The 15852-nt window shown below is 64.4% G+C and carries 14 protein-coding genes; 7 read left to right on the top strand and 7 right to left on the bottom strand.

Annotated elements, in window-relative coordinates:
* The first annotated feature begins 44 nt into the window (after positions 1-44).
* Entirely contained in the window at positions 45-755 is a 711-nt protein-coding gene (locus tag H3H36_RS16120; RefSeq protein WP_182219114.1) for a flagellar brake protein, read from the top strand.
* Positions 756-860: 105 nt separating this feature from the next.
* On the opposite strand, the gene H3H36_RS16115 is transcribed toward H3H36_RS16120, so the two are convergent.
* The 7 genes from H3H36_RS16115 to recA form a co-directional block, all read right to left on the bottom strand.
* Positions 861-1325, bottom strand: a complete 465-nt coding sequence (locus H3H36_RS16115; protein WP_182219113.1) for a pilin — start codon at positions 1323-1325, stop codon at positions 861-863.
* A 202-nt stretch (positions 1326-1527) separates the two neighbouring features.
* On the bottom strand, positions 1528-2124 hold the full coding sequence (locus H3H36_RS16110) for an FHA domain-containing protein (RefSeq protein WP_182219112.1): 597 nt from the start codon (positions 2122-2124) through the stop codon (positions 1528-1530).
* Between the two features lie 78 nt (positions 2125-2202).
* Positions 2203-3084, bottom strand: a complete 882-nt coding sequence (gene sucD, locus H3H36_RS16105) for a succinate--CoA ligase subunit alpha (RefSeq protein WP_182219111.1) — start codon at positions 3082-3084, stop codon at positions 2203-2205.
* A 13-nt stretch (positions 3085-3097) separates the two neighbouring features.
* On the bottom strand, positions 3098-4267 hold the full coding sequence (sucC, locus tag H3H36_RS16100; RefSeq protein ID WP_182219110.1) for an ADP-forming succinate--CoA ligase subunit beta: 1170 nt from the start codon (positions 4265-4267) through the stop codon (positions 3098-3100).
* Between the two features lie 94 nt (positions 4268-4361).
* Positions 4362-4937, bottom strand: coding sequence for a DUF2889 domain-containing protein (locus tag H3H36_RS16095; protein WP_182219109.1), 576 nt, complete (start codon positions 4935-4937; stop codon positions 4362-4364).
* Positions 4938-5219: 282 nt separating this feature from the next.
* Positions 5220-5678 carry a recombination regulator RecX gene (recX, locus tag H3H36_RS16090; protein WP_182219108.1) on the bottom strand — a complete coding sequence of 153 codons (459 nt, stop codon included), beginning with the start codon at positions 5676-5678 and terminating at the stop codon, positions 5220-5222.
* A gap of 175 nt (positions 5679-5853) precedes the next feature.
* On the bottom strand, positions 5854-6930 hold the full coding sequence (gene recA / locus H3H36_RS16085; protein ID WP_182165244.1) for a recombinase RecA: 1077 nt from the start codon (positions 6928-6930) through the stop codon (positions 5854-5856).
* A gap of 203 nt (positions 6931-7133) precedes the next feature.
* Here recA and H3H36_RS16080 point away from each other — a divergent pair, with 203 nt between their 5' ends.
* The 6 genes from H3H36_RS16080 (at position 7134) to H3H36_RS16055 (ending at position 15792) form a co-directional block, all read left to right on the top strand.
* The gene (locus H3H36_RS16080; protein WP_182219107.1) at positions 7134-7841 is read left to right on the top strand and encodes a response regulator; all 708 of its coding nucleotides are present in this window, start codon (positions 7134-7136) and stop codon (positions 7839-7841) included.
* Positions 7838-9364 carry a sensor histidine kinase N-terminal domain-containing protein gene (locus H3H36_RS16075; RefSeq protein WP_311196641.1) on the top strand — a complete coding sequence of 509 codons (1527 nt, stop codon included), beginning with the start codon at positions 7838-7840 and terminating at the stop codon, positions 9362-9364. Before H3H36_RS16080 ends, H3H36_RS16075 begins: the two co-directional genes overlap by 4 nt.
* Positions 9357-9626 (top strand): DUF4212 domain-containing protein, encoded by a 270-nt coding sequence (locus H3H36_RS16070; protein WP_182219106.1) that lies wholly within the window; start codon positions 9357-9359, stop codon positions 9624-9626. The genes H3H36_RS16075 and H3H36_RS16070 overlap by 8 nt, the downstream gene beginning before the upstream one ends.
* The gene (locus H3H36_RS16065; protein WP_182219105.1) at positions 9623-11665 is read left to right on the top strand and encodes a sodium:solute symporter family protein; all 2043 of its coding nucleotides are present in this window, start codon (positions 9623-9625) and stop codon (positions 11663-11665) included. The genes H3H36_RS16070 and H3H36_RS16065 overlap by 4 nt, the downstream gene beginning before the upstream one ends.
* A 75-nt stretch (positions 11666-11740) precedes the next feature.
* The gene (locus tag H3H36_RS16060; RefSeq protein WP_182219104.1) at positions 11741-13726 is read left to right on the top strand and encodes an alpha/beta fold hydrolase; all 1986 of its coding nucleotides are present in this window, start codon (positions 11741-11743) and stop codon (positions 13724-13726) included.
* Positions 13727-13782: 56 nt separating this feature from the next.
* Positions 13783-15792, top strand: coding sequence for a S9 family peptidase (locus H3H36_RS16055; RefSeq protein ID WP_311196640.1), 2010 nt, complete (start codon positions 13783-13785; stop codon positions 15790-15792).
* Positions 15793-15852 lie beyond the last annotated feature (60 nt).

Genomic DNA, 15852 nt, shown 5'->3' with positions numbered 1-15852 from the left:
CGGACAGGGGACGAGACATCCATGCAGGCAATGAGGGCGCAACAATGAGCAGCACGGCACCGCCGCGCGAAGCCAGGACGCAGGAATACGAATTCGAGCAGATGAATTTGCAGGTCGGTGGCAGGATACAGTTCATCACCCACCGCACCATCAAGCCAGTGCAGCATTTTTCCACGCTGATCGGCTGGGTCAAGGACGAGTACATGATCGTCAAGATCCCGATGGAAAACGGGGCACCCATCGCCCTCAACGATGGCGACAAGCTCACCATCCGCGTGTTTTCCGGCGTGAACGTGTGTTCCTTCGCCTGCACCGTGCAGCGCGTGTTTCTGCGGCCGCTGTTCTATGCCCACCTGTCGTTCCCGTCCACCATCCAGGGCACCAGCTTGCGCACGGCGATGCGGGTCAAGGTCGATATTCCGGCCCAGGTCACCACGCCGGCCGGCCACACTTCCGTGTTCCTCGTCAACCTGAGCGTGTCGGGCGCGCTGATCGAATCGACCAAGCCGCTGCCCGAGGACGAGCCCACGGTGGGCCTGTCGTTCTACCTGATCGCGCAGCCGGGCAACCGCCAGGTGCGCATCGATCCCAACGCCACCATCCGCAACATCAACGTCGTCAAGCCGGCCACGGCCGACAAGGAGGAAGTGTTCACCTACGGCGTGCAGTTCGTCGACCTCGATCCCATGCACTACACCATGTTGCAGAATCTGACCTACGAGGCGCTGATCGCCGACCGCCAGAAGATCGTGTGACGCCGCCGCGCACCGGCCCCGCCTCGCGCGCCCTGCCCCACATGCAAAAAAACCGGTGCGGCCTCGCGGCCGCACCGGTTTTTCTTTATCCTTCAGCCGACGTTATCAGACTTTAGGAATGAACTTGGTTGGCACCGTGCTCGATGGGTCAACCGTGGTCACGCAGGCCGAGCCGGCGGTGCAGGTGATCAGGTAGACGACGGTCTTGGTGTCGATGGTCGCATCGTTGGTGTTTTGCATCGTCACGGTCACGGTGCCCGTGGTGGCGCTGGTGCCGACGGCGTCCACTTGCTTCACGTACTTGCTGGTGATCGCCGTGTTGGCCGGCAGGTTCAAGGTGGCGTTGGTGCTGGTAGCGGCCAGGCTGCCTTCGTTGAAGGCCTGGGCGATGGCCAGACGGGCCGGGGCCGAGATGGAAGCCGCTTCGCTGACCTTGGCCTTCATCGTGTAGTCGCTGTAGGCAGGAATAGCGACAGCGGCCAGGATACCGATAATTGCCACCACGATCATCAGTTCGATCAGGGTGAAGCCGGCTTGTGCTTGTTTCTTGATCATTTTCATCGATTTCATTTTGCTACTCCCGAGTGAGGTAAAAAAGTTTGGTGCCACGCTTCAGTAGGAGCAAAGGCTGTGCCAGGCCATTTTCAGGCAGTTTTGCGTCAAAAATGGGGGAAGAGCGCCAATTCTTGTCGGTATGGGTGACTATTTTTGTCAGTTCCCATGCCGAAATCTGTCATCCGGGCCAAAAATGGCGTCGGGCTGACAAATTTTGTCAGCTGACGGCACTGGTCAGGCGGAACGTCATCTGGGTGCCGCTCAGGTCGATCACGTCGCCATGCTTGAGCCGCAGTGGCTGCCGGCCCACGGCCGCGCCGTTGACCAGGGGCGGCTGCGCCCCTTCCGCGTGGGCGATGGTGTAGCCATCGGCGCCGCGATTGATCACCACCACCTGCACGCCGGGCCGGCCCAGCGTGGTGAGGGGCTTGGTCAAGGCCATCTGCTTGCCCGGATTGTTGCCATTTAATACTACGATCTGGCCCAGCGGCGGTTCGGCAGCGGCGGCAGCGGCCAGCGGACGCACGCCGTCGGCGATGAATTCGACCTGGAACTTGGCAATCTTGATCATGTCCAGGTGCTGCAGGAAATGCTTGCCGATGCGGTGGCCGTTGACGAAGGTACCATTGGTGCTGTGCAAATCCTCGAGGAAGGAATCATCGAGGATGGTGACGATCACCGCATGCTCGCCGCTCACGGCGGGGTGGGTCAGCACGATATCGTTATGCCGGTGACGGCCTATCGTCATGCGCTCCTTGCTGAGCTGCACTTGCTGTTCCACCACGCCTTCGCGCGATATGATGATTTTCGCCACGCTTGATCTCCACAGGCAGCACAAAAAAAAACGGGGAGCGCCAGGCTCCCCGTCATTATTCACCAACTCGTTGCCAAATTACAGCATCGCCTTCAGCAGGCGGGCCATTTCGGACGGGTTCTTGGTGACTTTGATGCCGCACGCTTCCATGATCTCCAGCTTGGCTTGCGCGGTGTCGGCGCCGCCCGAGATCAGCGCGCCGGCGTGGCCCATGCGCTTGCCCGGAGGAGCCGTCACGCCGGCGATGAAGCCGACCACGGGTTTCTTCATGTTGTCCTTGATCCAGTAAGCCGCATTGGCTTCGTCCGGACCGCCGATTTCACCGATCATGATGACGGCGTCGGTGTCGGGATCGTCGTTGAACATCTTCATGACGTCGATGTGCTTCAGACCGTTGATCGGGTCGCCACCGATACCAACGGCGCTCGACTGGCCCAGGCCCAGGGCGGTCAGCTGGCCCACGGCTTCATAGGTCAGGGTGCCCGAACGGGACACGACGCCGATGCGGCCTTTCTTGTGGATGTGGCCAGGCATGATGCCGATCTTGATTTCGTCGGGCGTGATCAGGCCAGGGCAGTTCGGGCCCAGCAGCAGGGTCTTGGAACCGGCTTTGACCATGCGGTCCTTCAGGGCCATCATGTCACGGACAGGAATGCCTTCGGTGATGCAGATGGCCAGGTCCATTTCCGCTTCCACGGCTTCCCAGATGGCGGCAGCGGCGCCTGCTGGCGGCACGTAGATCACCGACACGTTGGCGCCGGTTTCTTTTTTCGCTTCCGTCACGTTGGCGAAGATAGGGATGCCTTCGAAGTCTTCGCCGGCTTTCTTCGGGTTCACGCCGGCAACGAAGCATTCCTTGCCGTTCGCGTAGTCGCGGCACATGCGGGTGTGGAACTGGCCGGTCTTGCCGGTGATGCCTTGGGTTACAACTTTGGTGTCTTTATTGATCAGGATGGACATGTTGATTCCTTAATTAAGCTTGACCGGCAGCGGCGGCGACGACGCTCTTGGCTGCATCTTCCATGGTGTCGGCCGAGATGATGGGCAGGCCCGATTCGGCCAGCATCTTCTTGCCCAGGTCTTCGTTGGTGCCCTTCATGCGCACCACCAGCGGCACTTGCAGGGAAACGGCTTTCGATGCCGCGATCACGCCTTCGGCGATCACGTCGCAACGCATGATGCCGCCGAAGATGTTGACCAGGATGGCTTTCAGGCCTGGGTTCTTCAGCATGATCTTGAACGCTTCGGTCACTTTCTCGGCCGTGGCGCCACCGCCCACGTCCAGGAAGTTGGCAGGCTCGCCGCCGAACAGCTTGATGGTGTCCATGGTGGCCATGGCCAGGCCGGCGCCGTTCACCAGGCAGCCGATATTGCCGTCGAGCGAAATGTAGGCCAGGTCGAATTTCGACGCTTCGATTTCAGCCGGATCTTCTTCGTCCAGGTCGCGGTAGGCAACGATCTCAGGCTGGCGGAACAGGGCGTTGGCGTCGAAGTTGAACTTGGCGTCCAGGGCGATGACCTTGCCGTCGCCGGTCAGGATCAGCGGGTTGATTTCGGCCAGCGAGGCGTCCGTTTCCCAGTAGGCTTTGTACAGGCCTTGCAGGTTGGCGCGCGCTTGTGGCAGGGAAGCGGCCGGCACACCGATCTTGGTGGCGATGGCGTCGGCTTCGGCGTCGGTCAGGCCGACGGAAGGGTCGATGGCGATCGAGTGGATCAGCTCAGGGTGCTTTTCAGCCACTTCTTCGATGTCCATGCCGCCTTCGGACGAGGCCATCAGCACGACGCGCTGCGAGACGCGGTCGGTGACCATCGACACGTACAGTTCTTTCTTGATGTCGGCGCCTTCTTCGATCAGCAGGCGGCGCACTTTCTGGCCTTCAGGACCGGTCTGGTGCGTGACCAGTTGCATGCCCATGATTTGGTTGGCATATTCTTTGACTTGTTCCAGCGACTTGGCCACTTTCACGCCGCCGCCTTTACCGCGGCCGCCAGCGTGGATCTGCGCCTTGACCACCCAGACCGGGCCGCCCAGGGTTTCAGCAGCCTTGACTGCCTCGTCCACGGACATGCACGGAATACCGCGCGGTACCGTCACTCCGTATTTCCGGAGGATTTCTTTGCCTTGATACTCATGGATTTTCATGCTGGCTTCCCTTCTGATGCTGATGTGTAAAGATCGGTTGAGATCGGTTGATATTGCGGAAAATAACTCTTGAATAAGCAGGTGAAGCTACGCGCTATCCTGGTGCTGCTTTGACCACCCAGCGCGGGTAGAACTCGGCCACGGCCCCGCCATCAGTGCGCAGGGCATGGCATTTGTCCAGTTGAAACGGTTTGTGGTGCGGCAGGTCGGCGTCGGGACTGGCGGCATCGTTGGTCGACCACACGTCGTTGGCGAACGCTTGCACGGCGGCCGTGGGCAGGATCTGCGCCAGTTCCGTCAAATGGGTGCAACCGGCGATGCCGGCCAGGCGCTGCTTGAGTTCGTGTCGGAAACCTTTCAACAGGTTCAAGCCCACCAGTTGTTGGTAGGCATGGCCGTTGGTGTCGCAGTAACCGGGATAGGGCACGGCGTCGGAAGCGGCTTCGGCCGCCACGACGTTCAAGTCCAGGTCCACGGTAAGACGCAGGGAGAGGTCATGCAGATGGGTACCACCAGGGCGCGGGCCGGAGGCCAGCACGGTGTCCATGGCTTTGATATCGGTGATACGGGCGTCGAGATCCCACAGGCCGTCGTCGCGCTTGAACGCTTGGACGTCGATGGCACGCGTGTGCCGCAGCGCACGTCGGGAAACGGGAGTTGACAGGGACATATACCGATGCCGCTTGCGCGGCGGAAATTAATAAGCAGCCATGTGCTTGACGCACGTTGCCGCAGCTTCTACGGACAACCACCGCACCCGCGGTGCTGCAAAACCTCAAAAGTGTAGCACACCATGCCCCCAGTTGCGCCAAATCATGCGGTTTGCGGCAAAAAACGGCCATAAAACATGGGCTTTGGAGTCATTTTTGCAAGGATTTGATGGGGCGAACAGGGTTCGTTCCATCAACTATTTTTGCGGAGAAATATTACAAGGCCCGGGGCGATTACGGCGTCAAATCTCATCGTCGGGATCGCTGCCGCCCAGCGCCGCCAGCACGGCGCGCTGGGAAAAGCCGCGCTGGAGCAGGAAGCGCATCTGCTTGTTGCGCTCCTGGCGGTCTGCGGCCACGGTGCCGAATTTGCGGCGCCAGACTTCACAGGCACGGGCGGTCTCGTCCCCGGCCAGGGTGCTCTTGAGTTCCTGCAGCGCCTCGCCGGCCACGCCGTGGCTTTGCAATTCGGCCACGATGCGGCTGTTGCCATAGCGGGCCGCGCGGCGGTGGATCAGGGCTTCGGAGAAGCGTTCCTGCGACAGCCATTTGTTCTGTTCCAGCCAGTCCAGCAGGGCGTCCACGTCCTCGCCCTCCTCCGCATGGCGGGCCAGCTTGCGGCCCAGTTCCAAACGGCTGTACTCGCGCATGGACAGGTAGCGCAGGGCGCGTGCCTTCAGGCTCGGTTGCTGTGCTGCCATTCATTCCCCCCCGCATGATGAACAAACCACCGGCCGCTCGCGCGGGACGGTGGTTCTGGTTGTGGTCAGCGCTGGCGATGCGCACATGCAGCACATGTAGTGCGCATCGCCAGCGTGATGCCGTCAGCGTCAGGTCGCCGGCATACCATGCCGGGCACCGACGCCGGGCCGCCGCTTATTCGACGGCCTTGAGCTTGGCCACTGGCGCATCGTGCTCCTCGGCCAGCGGCGGCAGCGCGCGCACGCCCAGCGATTCACGTACCTTGTTCTCGATCTCCCACGCCAGTTGCGGACGCTCCTGCAGGAAGGCGCGGGCGTTGTCCTTGCCCTGGCCGATGCGTTCGCCGTTGTAGCTGTACCAGGAACCGGACTTCTCGACGATCTTCGCTTCCGCGCCCAGGTCCAGGATCTCGCCTTCGCGCGAGGTACCGGCGCCGTACAGGATGTCGAAGTGGGCTTCCTTGAACGGCGGCGCGATCTTGTTCTTGACCACCTTGACCTTGGTCTCGTTACCGATCACTTCGTCGCCGGACTTGATGGAGCCGGTGCGGCGGATGTCCAGGCGCACGGAGGCGTAGAACTTCAGTGCGTTGCCGCCCGTGGTCGTTTCCGGGCTGCCGAACATGACGCCGATCTTCATGCGGATCTGGTTGATGAAGATCACCAGCGTGTTGGTGCGGTTGATGGAGCCGGTCAGCTTGCGCAGCGCCTGCGACATCAGACGGGCCTGCAGGCCGGGCAGCGCGTCGCCCATGTCGCCTTCGATCTCGGCGCGCGGGGTCAGGGCCGCCACCGAATCGACCACCACCATATCCACGCTGCCCGAACGGACCAGGGCGTCGCAGATTTCCAGCGCCTGTTCGCCCGTGTCCGGCTGCGAGATCAGCAGTTCGTGCAGGTTCACGCCCAGCTTTTGCGCGTAACCCACGTCCAGCGCGTGTTCAGCGTCGATGAAGGCGCAGGTGCCGCCCAGCTTTTGCATCTCGGCGATGGTCTGCAAGGTCAGCGTCGTCTTACCCGACGATTCCGGGCCGTAGATTTCCACCACGCGACCGCGCGGCAGGCCGCCCACGCCCAGCGCGATGTCCAGGCCCAGCGAGCCGGTCGACACCACTTGCACTTCCTCGATCGGGGCACTGGAGTCCATGCGCATCACGGAACCCTTGCCGAACTGCTTTTCGATCTGCGCCAGCGCGGCCGCCAGGGCCTTGGCTTTTTCAGATGCGGGTACTGCGCCTTTTTTGTCGTCCATAATGTTCTTTCAGCCTGATGCGCGAGGAAACGCGCGGGTTGGTGTGTCGGTACAAGCGATACTGTATAAAAAAACAGTGCTTATTGCAAGCGCGATTTTACAGGAGCTTTGAAACTGCGCAAATCTTGACAGCGGCCGACACAAAAACTCGCTTCGCGGGGGGAAATGTCACACAATACAGGCTTCTGCAGCCGGAGTAACTCATGCGTATTTTACTTGCCGAAGACGATAGCGTGCTGGCCGATGGACTGACCCGCTCGCTACGCCAGTCCGGTTATGCCATCGATTGTGTCAAAAACGGGCAGGACGCCGACACGGCCCTGTCGACCCAGGAATTCGACCTGCTGATCCTGGACCTGGGCTTGCCCAAGCTGTCCGGGCTGGAAGTGCTGCGCCGCCTGCGCGCGCGCGCCTCGCTGCTGCCGGTGCTGATTTTGACGGCGGCCGATTCGATCGAGCAGCGCGTCAACGGCCTGGACCTGGGCGCCGACGACTACATGGCCAAGCCGTTCGCGCTGTCGGAACTGGAGGCGCGGGTGCGGGCCCTGACCCGGCGCGGCGCCGGCGGCGGCGCCACCGTGGTGCGCCACGGTCCGCTCAGCTATGACCAGGTCGGCCGCAGCGCCTATATCAACGACCAGATGCTGGAACTGTCGGCCCGCGAACTGGGCTTGCTGGAAATCCTGCTGGCCCGCAGCGGGCGCCTGGTGTCCAAGGAACAGCTGGTCGATCACCTGTGCGAATGGGGCGAGGAAGTGAGCAACAACGCCATCGAAGTCTATGTGCACCGCTTGCGCAAGAAGATCGAGGTGGGCGGCATCCGCATCGCCACCGTGCGCGGCCTGGGCTATTGCCTGGAAAAGTACAGTGAACCGGCCGCCCCCGAGGCCGGCAAGCCCGAGGCCAAGTGAGTCCGGCCGACGCGCCCGGGGCCGTCCAGGCCACCGACGACTACCAGCCGCCGGCCGCCGAGCGCGACGAGGAAATCCAGCATTCGCTGTTCGGCGAAATCCTGGACTGGATGCTGGCCCCGCTGCTGCTGCTGTGGCCCATGAGCATCGCCATCACCTACCTGGTGGCCAAGTCCATCGCCAACCAGCCGTTCGACCACGCGCTCGAGGACAGCGTGACCATGCTGGCCCAGCAGGTGCACGCCGTCAACGGCAGCACCATCAAGCGATTGCCGGCCTCGGCGCGCGACATGCTGCGCGCCGACGACGTCGACAACGTCTACTTCCAGGTGCTGGGCCCGGGCGGGGTCTACGTCGATGGCGACCGCGACCTGCCGCCACCGCAGGAGGAGGATTACTTCCGCGCCGGCACCGTCCACTTCCGCAACGACGCCATGCACGGCACCCAGGTGCGGGTGGCCTATTCCTACGTCAAGCTCGACCACGAAGACCCGGACGACACCCACCAGGCCCTGGTGCAGGTGGCCGAGACGCTGGAAAAGCGGGCCAAGCTGGCCAACGAGATCATCAAGGGCGTGATCCTGCCGCAATTCATCATCCTGCCCATCGTGCTGGCCCTGGTGTGGTTCGCGCTGGCGCGCGGGCTGTCGCCGCTGGCCCAGTTGCAGGAGCGGATACGGGCCCGCAATCCGGATGACCTCAGTCCCATCGAGGCGCGCCAGGTGCCCGAGGAAATCTCGCCGCTGGTCAATTCCCTGAACGACATGCTGGGCCGGCTGTCACAATCGATCGACATGCAAAAGCGCTTCATCGCCGACGCCGCGCACCAGATGAAAACGCCGCTGGCCGGCATGCGCACCCAGTCCGAGCTGGCGCTGCGCCAGACCGACCACGAGGAAGTGCACCGCTCGCTGGAACAGCTGGCCAAAAGTTCGCAGGCCGCCACCCGCCTCGTGAATCAGTTGCTGGCCCTGGCCCGCACCGAAAACCAGCCCCAGGCCGGCGTGGCGTTCGCGCCGCTGGACCTGGGCGAACTGGCGCTCAACGTGGTCAAGGACTGGGTGCCGGCCTCGTTCGCCCACCAGATCGACCTGGGCCTGGAGCCGCCGCCGGAACCGGTACTGATCGCCGGCGATGCCACCATGCTGCGCGAGATGCTGTCCAACCTGATCGACAACGCGCTGCGCTACACGCCGGCCGGCGGCAGCGTCACCGTGCGCGTGCATGCCACGGCCGAACACGCCTTCCTGGAAGTGGAGGACACGGGACCGGGCATCGCGCCGGCCGAACGCGAGCGCGTGTTCGAGCGCTTCTACCGCATCCTGGGCAGCAACGTGGAAGGCAGCGGCCTGGGGCTGGCCATCGTGCGCGAAGTGGCCCAGCAGCACGGGGCCGAGGTCGACATCTACGCCAACCCGCGCAGCCAGTCGGCCAAGCTGCCCGGCAGCCTGTTCCGGCTGACCTTCCCGCTGCTGCCGCCCACGCCGCCGGCCGCCATGGACGAGACGATTTACTATGGATGAACACACCCCGCCCCCGGCCCACTGGCAACGCACGCGGCGCCTGAGCGGCCAGTTGTTGCTGCTGTGGCTGCTGACCACGTTTTGTGCCGCCTTCTTCGCCCGCGAACTGTCGGGCCTGAACCTGTTCGGCTGGCCGCTGTCGTTCTACCTGGCGGCCCAGGGCGGCTGCCTGGTGTACCTGGCCATCCTCGGCATCTACGCCTGGCGCATGCGGCGGCTGGACCGGCAATGGCGCCGCCAGCACGGCCAGGAGCGTCCATGACGGCTACCCGCTCGCTGTTCCAGCGCCTGCGCAGCACCTACCTGTGGTTCACGGCCGGCTTCGGCTGCTTCCTGGTGGCGCTGGCCGTACTGGAGCAGGAAGGCATGCCGCGCCAGTGGATAGGCTATCTGTTCATGTTCGGCACCATCGTCCTGTACGCCACCATCGGCGTGCTCAGCCGCACCTCCAACGTGCTCGAATACTACGTGGCCGGACGCCGCGTGCCGGCCCTGTTCAACGCCATGGCCACGGCGGCCGACTGGATCTCGGCCGCCAGCTTCATCAGCCTGGCCGGCGGGCTGTACCTGCGCGGCTTCGACGGCCTGGCCTACATCATGGGCTGGACCGGCGGCTATTGCCTGGTGGCGTTGCTGATCGCGCCCTACCTGCGCAAGTTCAGCCAGTACACCATCCCGGACTTCCTGGCCGCCCGCTACGACGGCGGCGACGGCGGCCGGGCCGTGCGCATGCTGGCCGTGGCGGCCACCATCGTCATTTCGTTTACCTACGTGGTGGCGCAAATCTACGCCGTGGGGCTGATCGCCTCGCGCTTTACGGGCGTCGATTTCTCGGTCGGCATCTTCCTCGGGCTAGCCAGCATCCTCGTGTGCTCATTCCTGGGCGGCATGCGCGCCATCACGTGGACCCAGGTGGCGCAGTACATCATCATCGTGGTGGCGTTCCTGATCCCGGCCATGTGGCTGGCCGCCAAGCACAGCGACAACCCGATCCCGCAACTGGCCTACGGCAAGCTGCTGTCGCGCCTGAGCGCGCGCGAGTCGGTGCTGCAGCAAGACCCGAAGGAAGTCCAGGTGCGCGCCACGTTTCGCCAGCGCGCCGCCGAGTACGACGAACGCTTGCGGCAATTGCCGGTGTCGTGGGAAGTGGGCCGCATCGAGGCCCAGCGCCACCTGGACCGCATCAAGCAGCGCAATGCCTCGCTGCTGGAGATCCGCGCCGCCGAGCGGGCCCTGATCGCCTATCCGAAGAACGTGGACGAGGCCAGCCGCGAGTGGAGCGAGGCGCGCGACCAGTTCCTGGCGCGGGCCGAACCGCTCACGCCGCACGCCCAGCCGTATCCCGGCACACCCGAGCAATCGGACATCAAGCGCAACAACTTCCTGGCCCTGGTGTTCTGCCTGATGCTGGGCACGGCCGGCCTGCCCCACATCCTGATGCGCTCCTACACCACGCCCTCCGTCGATGAAACGCGGGTGTCCGTGTTCTGGACCCTGTTCTTCGTGCTGCTGATTTACCTGACCATCCCGGCGCTGGCCGTGCTGGTCAAGTACGACATCTACAACGCCCTGGTGGGCAGCGACTACGCCCACCTGCCCAACTGGGTGTCGTACTGGGCCAATGTGGACAAGGTCAACCCCTTGCTCAACATCACCGACATCAACCACGACGGCGTGGTGCAGCTGGCCGAGATTGCCATCGATGGTGACGTGCTGGTGCTGGCCACGCCCGAGATCGCCGGCCTGCCCTATGTGATTTCCGGGCTGGTGGCGGCCGGCGGGCTGGCCGCCGCACTGTCGACGGCCGACGGCCTGCTGCTGGCCATCTCCAACGCCCTGTCGCACGACGTGTACTACAAGCTGGTCGATCCCACCGCCTCGACCCAGAAGCGGGTCACCATTTCCAAGCTGCTGTTGCTGGCCGTGGCCTTCATCGCCGCCTACGCCGCCTCGCAAAAGCCGGGCGACATCCTGTCGCTGGTGGGCGCGGCGTTCTCGCTGGCCGGCTCGACGCTGGTGCCGGCGCTGGTGCTCGGCGTGTTCTGGAAGCGCGCCAACCACTACGGCGCGCTGGCCGGCATGGCGACCGGATTTTGCATGTGCGTCTACTACATGGTGCACACCAACCCGGTGCTGGGCGGCAGCGCAGCCGGCCAGTGGCTGCACATCGCCCCCATCTCGGCCGGCATCTTCGGCGTGCCCGCCGGGCTGCTGGCCATGGCCGCCGTCAGCCTGGCCACGCCGGCGCCGGCGCACCGCATCGCCTCCATGGTGGACTATATTAGAGCGCCTGAACCATAGCCGTTTTGACAAGTTGATGTTATCCTGCGGAAATTATTAATTTGGCAAATTGGTTTGCCGGGCAATTTCCACACCATGCGACACCCCCACCTCACACTGGCCGCCCTCGCGCTGGGCTGCGCCGTGCTGGCGCGCGCGGCCTCGGCCGCACCACCCGCGCTGGAGAGCTTCTTCGAAAACCCCGCCTTCACGGGCGCCCGGCTATCACCGAGCGGCAAGTTCCTGGCGGCCAAGGTGGCGCTGCCTGGCCAGCGCGACCGGCTGGCCGTCGTTGACCTGAGCAATAATCAGGCCAACATCGCGGCCAGCTTCAGCGACGCCGACATCGGCGAATTCGTCTGGGTCAACGATGAACGGCTGGCGTTCACGGCCACCGACCGCGACCTGGGACGCGGTGACCAGCACTACGCCCCCGGCCTGTACGCGGTGGACCGTGATGGCCAGCATTATCGGCAACTGGCCGAACGGGGCATCACCTTCATCCGCGACGGCATCGGCCACAACCTGCTGCCCTGGAATACCTATTTGCTGGAACAGGACGGGGCCCAGGATTCGGAGTACCTCTACGTGCTCCACCCCAGCCTCGAAGGGGCGGGGCAGTTGGGCGATTTCCAGTTGCAGCGGCTCAACACCTTGACGGGACGCGTCAAGCCCATCGAGGCGCCGGCCCACAACACGCAATGGCTGCTGGACCAGCACGGCGAGCCGCGCCTGACCATCACGACGGAGCAGGGCACGTCCAGCGTCCAGTACCTGGATCCGGCCAGCAAGGCGTGGCGCGTGCTCAACAGCTACAATTCCTACACGGGCAAGGGCGCGCACTTCACCCCGCTGGCCTTCGCGCCGGACGGCAAGCTGTATGTCAGCGCCACCGGGCGCCACGACGAACAGGCGGCCCTGTACCTGTTCGACCCGGCCACGGGCAAGCTGGGCACGCAGCCGCTGCTGCGGGTGAAGGGCTACGATTTCAGCGGCCATGTCATCACGGACCAGCACCGGCTGCTCGGTGTGCGCTACGACGGCGCAGCCGAAGACACCCAATGGCTGGTGCCGGAAATGCAGGCATTGCAGGACGCCGTGGACGCCAGCCTGCCATCGACCATCAACCTGCTAACCCTGCCGGCCCGGCCGGACGCGTCCTGGGTGCTGGTGGAAGCGTATTCCGACCGCCAGCCCCACACCTTCCTGCTGTACAACCGCGACACCAGGAAGGTGCAAATGGTGGGCGAGACCTTCGCCCACATCACGCCGAACGACATGGGGCGCCAGACACTGGTGCACTACGCGGCCCGCGACGGGCTCAACATCCCTGCCCTGCTGACCTTGCCCAAGGACCGGCAAGGCAAGCTGCCGCTGGTGGTGCTGGTCCATGGCGGCCCCTGGGTGCGCGGCAACCATTGGGGCTTCAATCCGGAATCGCAGTTCCTCGCCTCACGCGGCTATGCCGTGCTGGAGCCGGACTACCGGGGCAGCACGGGCTATGGCTACCACCATTTCCAGGCCGGCTGGAAACAGTGGGGCTTGAAGATGCAGGACGACATCGCCGACGGCGCGCGCTGGGCCATCGTCCAGGGGTATGCGGACGCCGGCCGCATCTGCATCGCCGGCGCCAGCTACGGCGGCTACGCCACGCTGATGGGCCTGTTGAACAACCCCGAGCTGTTCAAGTGCGGCGTGGACTGGGTGGGCGTCACCGACATCAATCTGATGTATGACGGCAACTGGCGCTACGCGTCCGACCTGTCGGACGCCTACAAGCAATATGGCATGCCCGACCTGGTAGGCGACCAGGTCAAGGACGCGGCCCAGCTGGAGGCCACCTCGCCGCTGCGGCAGGCGGCCCGCATCAAGCAGCCGCTGCTGCTGGCCTACGGCGGCGCCGACATGCGCGTGCCGCTGTACCACGGCACCAAGTTCTACGACGCCGTCAAGGCCGGCAACAGCCAGGTGGAATGGATCGAATACCCGGAGGAAGGCCACGGCTGGAAGCTGCCCAAGAACCGCATCGACTTCTGGGGCCGGGTCGAGAAGTTCCTCGACCGCCAGATCGGCCAGCACTGAGACGGCGGCGGCCCACACCACGGGCCACCTCCCCCCAACAACCACCAAGGATCATCGTGAACGCTCTTTCCCATCCCCTGCTGCGCGCCTGCGTACTGGCTTGCACCCTGAGCCTGGCTGGCGGCGCCCTGCCCGCCAAAGCCGCCGCGACGGCCCTGCCGCCGCTGGCCGCCTTCTTCGACAATGAAACGTTCAGCGACGCCAAGCTGTCGCCGGATGGCAATTTCCTGGCCGCCCGCCTGTGCACCGAGGGCGAGCGGGCCTGGCTGTCCGTGCTCGACATCAACACCAGGCAGCTCAAGGTGGTGGCGCAATTGCGCGATGCCGACATCGGCCAGTTCGAATGGGTCAACGACCACCGCCTCGTGTTCAACGCCCACGACAGCCGCAGCGCCCAGGGCGAACAGTTCTATGGCCCCGGCCTGTACGCGGTCGAGCGCGACGGCAGCAAATTCCGCCAGCTGGCCGACCGCAGCGGCGACGTGACGGAAACGACGGACATGCGCAAGATGCTGCCCTGGAACACCTTCATGCTCGACGAAACGGGGCCGCAGGACAGCGATGACTACTACGCCGTCAACACCAAGTACGACGAGCAATACCGCTTCAACAACCTGAGCCTGATGCGCGTGAACACGGTCACGGGCCAGTCCAGCCACGTGGAACAACCGAGCAAATGGCGCGACATCTGGCTCGACCAGCACGGCCAGGCGCGCGTGGCCAGCATGAGCGACAGCGAAACGCAAACGCTGTCCTACCGCGACCCGGCCAGCGGCGCATGGCGCACCCTGGCCGTGTTCAAGCGCTACGACACGGAGGCGGCCAGGTTCTGGCCGCTGGCCTTCGGCCCGGATGGCACGCTGTATGTGGTCAGCGCCAACGGCAAGGACAAGCAAGCGCTCTACACCTACGACCTGGCGGCCGGCCGGCTGTCCGGCGAGCCGCTGCTGAGCCTGCCGGACTTCGACTTCACGGGCAAGCTGATCATGGACCAGCACAAGCTGCTGGGCGTGCGCTACACCAACGACGCCGAGAACACCCTGTGGTTCGATCCCGGCATGAAAGCCATGCAGGCGGCCGTCGATGCGCTGCTGCCGGACACCATCAACCTGCTGACCCCGGCCACCCGGGGCAGCGCGCCGCGGGTGCTGGTGCGCGCCTATTCGGACGCCAAGCCCGGCACCTACTACCTGTACGATGGCCAGGCCAAGGCGCTCACGCGGCTGGGCCTGAGCCGCCCCGGCATCGAACCGGCCCAGATGGGCGAGCAGAACCTGGTGCGCTACCCGGCCCGCGACGGCCTCACCATTCCCGCCTGGCTGACGCTGCCAGCCGGCAAGAGCAAGCACCTGCCCATGGTGGTGCTGGTGCACGGCGGCCCCTATGTGCGCGGCGGCCAATGGGGCTGGGATGCGGAGGCGCAATTTCTCGCCTCGCGCGGTTACGCCGTGCTGGAACCGGAATACCGGGGCAGCACGGGCTTTGGCACCCAGCACTTCCACGCCGGCTGGAAACAGTGGGGCTTGAAGATGCAGGATGACATCGCCGATGGCACGCGCTGGGCCATCGCCCAGGGCATCGCCGACGGCAAGCGCGTGTGCATCGCCGGCGCCAGCTATGGCGGCTACGCCACGCTGATGGGGCTGGTCAACGACCCCGACCTGTACCGCTGCGGCATCGACTGGGTGGGCGTGACGGACATCAATCTGCTGTACACCGACAACAGCTGGTTCGACGACAGCGCCATGAGTTCCGAATGGCGGCGCTACGGCATGCGGCGCCTGGTGGGCGACCCCGACCAGGATGCCGCGCAATTGCGCGCCACCTCGCCGCTGGTCCAGGCGGCCCGCATCAAGCAACCGTTGCTGTTGGCCTACGGCGGCGTCGATCGCCGCGTGCCGCTGGTGCATGGCAACAAGTTCCGCGATGCCGTCAGCGCCACCAACAAGGATGTGGAATGGGTGGTCTATCCCAAGGAAGGCCACGGCTGGGTACTGCCGGAAAACCGGATCGACTTCTGGGGCCGGGTCGAGAAATTCCTCGACCGCAATATCGGCCAGCACTGAGGCGGCAAGACGGCCGTTGCGGCGCATTCTGGTGTAGGCTAGCGGCTGGCCGTTCATCCA

The organism is Rugamonas fusca, from assembly GCF_014042365.1.
Classification (GTDB): domain Bacteria; phylum Pseudomonadota; class Gammaproteobacteria; order Burkholderiales; family Burkholderiaceae_D; genus Rugamonas; species Rugamonas fusca.
Note: the sequence above shows the minus strand (reverse complement) of the source record. Positions and strands in the feature narration are given on the sequence as shown.

What these genes read in the sequence shown, in the direction of transcription:
- H3H36_RS16080 (WP_182219107.1), top strand. Translation starts at nt 7,134, where the DNA reads ATGCGTATTTTACTTGCCGAAGACGATAGCGTGCTGGCCGATGGACTG.
- H3H36_RS16120 (WP_182219114.1), top strand. Translation starts at nt 45, where the DNA reads ATGAGCAGCACGGCACCGCCGCGCGAAGCCAGGACGCAGGAATACGAA.
- H3H36_RS16095 (WP_182219109.1), bottom strand. Translation starts at nt 4,937, where the DNA reads ATGTCCCTGTCAACTCCCGTTTCCCGACGTGCGCTGCGGCACACGCGT.
- sucD (WP_182219111.1), bottom strand. Translation starts at nt 3,084, where the DNA reads ATGTCCATCCTGATCAATAAAGACACCAAAGTTGTAACCCAAGGCATC.
- recX (WP_182219108.1), bottom strand. Translation starts at nt 5,678, where the DNA reads ATGGCAGCACAGCAACCGAGCCTGAAGGCACGCGCCCTGCGCTACCTG.
- H3H36_RS16065 (WP_182219105.1), top strand. Translation starts at nt 9,623, where the DNA reads ATGACGGCTACCCGCTCGCTGTTCCAGCGCCTGCGCAGCACCTACCTG.
- sucC (WP_182219110.1), bottom strand. Translation starts at nt 4,267, where the DNA reads ATGAAAATCCATGAGTATCAAGGCAAAGAAATCCTCCGGAAATACGGA.
- H3H36_RS16070 (WP_182219106.1), top strand. Translation starts at nt 9,357, where the DNA reads ATGGATGAACACACCCCGCCCCCGGCCCACTGGCAACGCACGCGGCGC.
- H3H36_RS16115 (WP_182219113.1), bottom strand. Translation starts at nt 1,325, where the DNA reads ATGAAATCGATGAAAATGATCAAGAAACAAGCACAAGCCGGCTTCACC.
- H3H36_RS16060 (WP_182219104.1), top strand. Translation starts at nt 11,741, where the DNA reads ATGCGACACCCCCACCTCACACTGGCCGCCCTCGCGCTGGGCTGCGCC.
- recA (WP_182165244.1), bottom strand. Translation starts at nt 6,930, where the DNA reads ATGGACGACAAAAAAGGCGCAGTACCCGCATCTGAAAAAGCCAAGGCC.